Source organism: uncultured Fretibacterium sp., from assembly GCF_938030725.1.
In the GTDB taxonomy this organism is placed as follows: Bacteria; Synergistota; Synergistia; order Synergistales; family Aminobacteriaceae; genus Fretibacterium.
Map to the genome: position 1 here is coordinate 1 of NZ_CALHIQ010000188.1, position 4,614 is coordinate 4,614.

3 protein-coding genes are annotated in these 4,614 nt (G+C 64.7%); all 3 read right to left on the reverse strand.

The window, feature by feature from the left end; translation table 11 throughout:
• Positions 1 to 62 precede the first annotated feature (62 nt).
• The gene (locus tag Q0629_RS10110; protein WP_298782090.1) at positions 63 to 1,487 is read right to left on the reverse strand and encodes a diguanylate cyclase; all 1,425 of its coding nucleotides are present in this window, start codon (positions 1,485 to 1,487) and stop codon (positions 63 to 65) included.
• Between the two features lie 166 nt (positions 1,488 to 1,653).
• Positions 1,654 to 4,236 carry a PD-(D/E)XK nuclease family protein gene (locus tag Q0629_RS10115; protein WP_298782092.1) on the reverse strand — a complete coding sequence of 861 codons (2,583 nt, stop codon included), beginning with the start codon at positions 4,234 to 4,236 and terminating at the stop codon, positions 1,654 to 1,656.
• A 160-nt stretch (positions 4,237 to 4,396) separates the two neighbouring features.
• Positions 4,397 to 4,614 (reverse strand): hypothetical protein (locus Q0629_RS10120; protein WP_298782094.1); only part of this gene is annotated, 218 nt, incomplete at its 5' end.

Here is a 4,614-nt window from a genome sequence, read left to right on the forward strand (position 1 = left end):
GCCAACGAAGGACGAGGGGGCAGACCGCTAAGTCCACCCCCTCGTTTGCTTTTGCTGTTTCGCTACTCCGCCTTGTCCGTGTCCACCGGCTGGAAGCCCTCCGCCAGGTGGACGATCCTGAAGTCATTTTTCGTGCCCCTCTTCACCTCGTACAGCGCGCTGTCCGCCACGTAGATGAAGTCGTTCAGCTTCCTGTACTCCAGAGGGACGCCCCAGCAGTAGCCCTGCGAGACCGTCATGACGTCTGCGACCTTCGAGTGGGCGTGGGGCATGTGCTGTGCTGCGACCGCGTCCTTGATCTCCTGTGCGATGCGCTGAACGTCCGAAAGGTCGAGCCCGTTGCCTATCAGGAGGAACTCGTCGCCGCCGAACCGCGCGCAGAAGACGTGCTCCTTCCCCTCGAGGTCCTTCAGGGCGTCGGCCAGCGCCACGATGCACCGGTCTCCGGCCTGGTGGCCGTAGTTGTCGTTGTAGGGCTTGAAGAAGTCGATGTCCAGGATGCCGACGGTGAGGGGGCGCTGGTTGTGGTAGCAGTCCTCGAAGAACTCCTCGAAGCGGCGGTTCAGACCGAAACGGTTGGCCAGCCCCGTGAGCTGGTCGGTCTCCGACTTGAGCCTCAGCATCTCCTTCTCCCTGAGCGCGTCAACCATGAGGTTGATCCCCGTGACGAGGGCCGTCATCTCGTCCTCCGTCTGGGAGGTCAGGGGCTTTGCAGGGATATCGCCCATCTCGATGACCTTCAGATAGGCCACGACCCTTCCGATCGTGGAGGTCCACCGGTTGATGAGCAGGAAGAGGATGAAGCCCAGGAACAGGATGGCCAGGACGATGTTGATCGCCATCGTGCGAATGACGCTGTTCACCTGTTTCTGCAGTTCCGCAATGCTGCGGCCTACGGCAATGCAGCCGACGACCTGATCGTCGTCGTTCCTCAGCACTTCGTAGCGGCAGTAGATCATGCTGCCCGCCACGTTGGCCTCGCCGGAGTAGACGCCTGTCGCGTCCAAGATGTCCGAGACCCGCTTGTCGATGTAGGTGCCGACGATGGAGTGTCCCTCCAAGTCCTTCGTGCTCCCCGCCACGCGCAGGTAGGGGCCCTGCATGTATTCCTTTCCGGTGGAGGTTCCCGCAACATGTGAGAGGTTGCCGTCGTCCTTGCGGATGAACACGTAGGAGAACGTGCCCGTCTTGCGTTCGTGATACAGGAAGGGGCGCAGGTTGGCCAGGGCCTCCGTGCCGTCGCCCACCAGGGTGTCGCCCAGGTAGATGGCGCCGTGCCGGACGTTCCAATCTCCATCGCCGATCAGGTCCCTGATGTAGTTGATGTCCGCGTTCAGTCGATCCGCGATCAGAGCCTCCTCCATCTGGGTGACGATCCTCAGCATGATGCCGAAGATCGACGCGATGATGACGGTGCCGAAGAGGAAGAACATCAGACCCAGTTTGAAGCCTATGCTCTTGAAGCGATGGTCCTTCATAATGCCCATATTCCCTTTAGCCCCTTAAAAATGCCGAGATCCCAAGGATTCAAAGTAAGAACGCCACGCGCCAAGTCTTTCCACTCTTAATTATAGTGTACCTGTCGCGTAAAACCCATAGGCTGGATCAAAAAGTCGGGAATTTTAGGGATTTTTATTTTTTGCACCGACGGAACTACTCCAGCAGGGCTGCGGGCTCCGCGTCGTCCTCCACAGAAAGCGCCTCGCCGTGGAATTCGCCCCGTCGGCAGATGCCCTTCATGTCGCAGACGCGGCAGGACGGGGAGTCGTAGAACGGCTCGAACTCTCCTGCCAGGAGCAGCGCGGCGGCACAGCGCATGGCGCAGGCGGCCTCCTCCATGCGGTCCTCCATGGAGGCCAGGAGCTTTTTGGGGGCTTCGGCCTCCTCCGCGAACAGGGGCTGGAGCTCCGGCGCCAGCGTGCCGGCCGCCCGACCGTCCGCCATGCCGAGGAAGCAGAGACCCTTCAACGGGACGTCGGGATAGCGCTCCTGGAACATCAGCGCGTAGGCCGAGAGCTGGAGCCCGAACCGGAACCGGTCCCGTCCGTCCACGTTCCAGCTCCTCGCAGGCAGGGACTTTACCCCCTCGTCGTAGACGGCGGCTCTGCGGCTCTTGTAGTCCGTAATGACCGCGCACGTCCGGCCGTCGGGGCCCGACAGGAGCTCCACCCGGTCGCAGCGCCCGTGGAACGTTACGCCTTCCCTCGCGGTGGAGAGCCTTGCGTCATCCTCCAGCCATATCCCCTGGTGCCTGAAGCCGGCGTCCCGCAGCCGTTGGATGATGCGCTGCTGCACCTCTCCAAGGCGGAGGGCGCGAAAGCGCAGGATCCCCATCCGGCGCGCCAGCCGCCGGTCCGCTGCAAAGCGCTCATACTCCGCGTAGGACTCGTCCGCGGCCTCCAGCTTGGCCCACTCCTCGCGGGCCAGCGCGGCGAAGTCCGCTTCGGGGTCCTGTCCGAACCGCCGCCACGTCCTTTCCCAGAAGGCGTGCGTCAGCACGCCCCACTCCGAGGCCGTGGCGACCTCAATGCGGCGCTCGTGCAGGCGGGCCCTGCGCTCCAGCCACCAGCGCAGGGGACAGGTCAGCAGGCCCTGGAGGTCGCTGACGGCCAGCGTGTCCTGTCCGGATTCGGATGCATCCCGCTGCATCCCGTGAAGGCTTTGGGGCCGTCGATCAACCGACGCCTTGGGGTCGGGGTCGACGTCGGGGAAGAAGTCCTCGTATTGGGTCAGGCTCTCCAGGGGGACGACGGGGAGCTCCGTCCTCGTCCACAGGCCGCGGGCGTCCTCCAGGAGGCGGGACACGAAGGGGGAGGGGGGCATGGGGTGTCCCGCGTCGTCCGTCAGGGAGCGGTAGATCAGGGTCAGGTCCTCTCCCGTCAGGAGCAGGCGGCGAAAGAGCGCCTCCCTCTGCACGGCCTTCTCCTGGGGGGAGGGCATGTGCACGCCGTTCCGGTCCAGTCGCTGGCGCTCCGAGGCGTCGAGCAGGGGGGAGCTCTGGGAGCGGCCGGGCCACGTCCGCTGGGTCACACCGGTCATGATCCACACGGAGTGGGAGGCCAGCACCGGCGGCTGCCCCGCGTAGAGCCGGAGGGCGCCGGACAGGGGCATGGGAGCCCGGGTGTGGCTCTCCCGGCACCAGGTTTCCAGAAAGTCGAAAGCGTCCCGGTCCTTCAGAGGGGTGCGTCCGACGGGCCCGATGTCGGGCAGCAGCTCGCGAAGGCTCAACATCTTCTCCCGCACCGTTTCGATGGCGGAGGCGGTGGTCCGGACCTCCTCGTCCAGTTCCGGGCAGGAGATGTCGGCCATGCGGTCCAGCCAGAGCCCCTTCGCCGTCAGGAACCGATAAAATTCCGCCATCAGAAGGGCGGGCGTGCCGCCCTTCCGGACGGCGCGGCAGAGGCGGGCCACGGCGCGCATGGAGGCCTCTGCGGCCTTGACCGGCTCGTCCTGGCTTGCCCTGGACAAGTAGCGCGTCCAGCCCGTGAGGCCACTGGGGCCGGCCCGCAGAGTGCGCTCCGCGGGAAAGGGGGAGCCCGCGAAGCAGGGCTGCGTCAGCAGCATGATGGTGTCCCAGGTGGGGAAGCGCTGCTCGTCCAGCAGGCGTATGGCGGACAGGATGCGCCCCGGCAGCGTCCGGTCGATGCTCACGCCCAGGGTGGGAAAGAAGGGAACCTCGTAGCGCGTCAGCGCGTCCGTCATGTCCTCGATGCCCTCCGGCGTGGACATGACGCCGATGGAGGCAAAGCCGGGGAAGTCCATCACGCTTGCCAGCGGCCCCGCACCGGCGGCCCAGAGGGCCAGGGCCCGGGCGACGGCCTCCGGCTCCAGGGAGGGCTCCTCCACCGGCGTTTCCACGATCCGGCCGCTGGACCTCTCTGCGCCGAGCTGCCAGGTGTAATTGGCCAGCTGCTCCGTCGCGTCGTAGAAGTCCCCCAGCCCCGACTCCGGCTTCAGGATGACGAGCTCGCGACAGCGTGCCTCCAGGGCCTTCACCTGCTCAGCGAGCTCTTTCGCTTTCGCGAGGATCGCGGGGCGTTCTTCCTTTGATGCCTTGCCGACCGATTTCGAGATCTCCTTTTGAGAGGCGCGGAGCGACTCGAATTCCTGAAGGCTGGTGCGGCGAAGCGCGTCGGCCTCGAGAATGCGGTCGACGAGTTCGACGTCGCCGCCGCGAGCGCGCTGGGAGACGCGTGCGGGTTCGGGGTTCTCACGAAGTGCGCGAATATCGATCATGGCGCAATCCTAAGCCAGTCGGGCACCGAGTGATCGTCGCGGCCCCATGCGCTTGTTCTTAAGGAAGCGGCACAATCGCGCAAGCGCGTGTTGACTTCCTGCTGAGGGGCTCCTTGAAAACCTAGGGGCCCTCGAAAAGCGACCCTATCCTTGCTTGCTCTCAAGTGAGCAATTGCCGCATCTCGGCTGCAAATCTCGACACTTCCTCGCGTTCAAGGCGCTCGAGAAGATCTCCGAACCCCCATTTCGGGCCCTTTCGGCCGCTTCGAGTAACGATCACCTTCACAGAATCCTGGACAACCTGAGGATTCAGATCGAGCAGGTCGAGGAGGAACTCGTCGGGATGGAGTACGTCGAGTTCACGCGGCACAAACGACT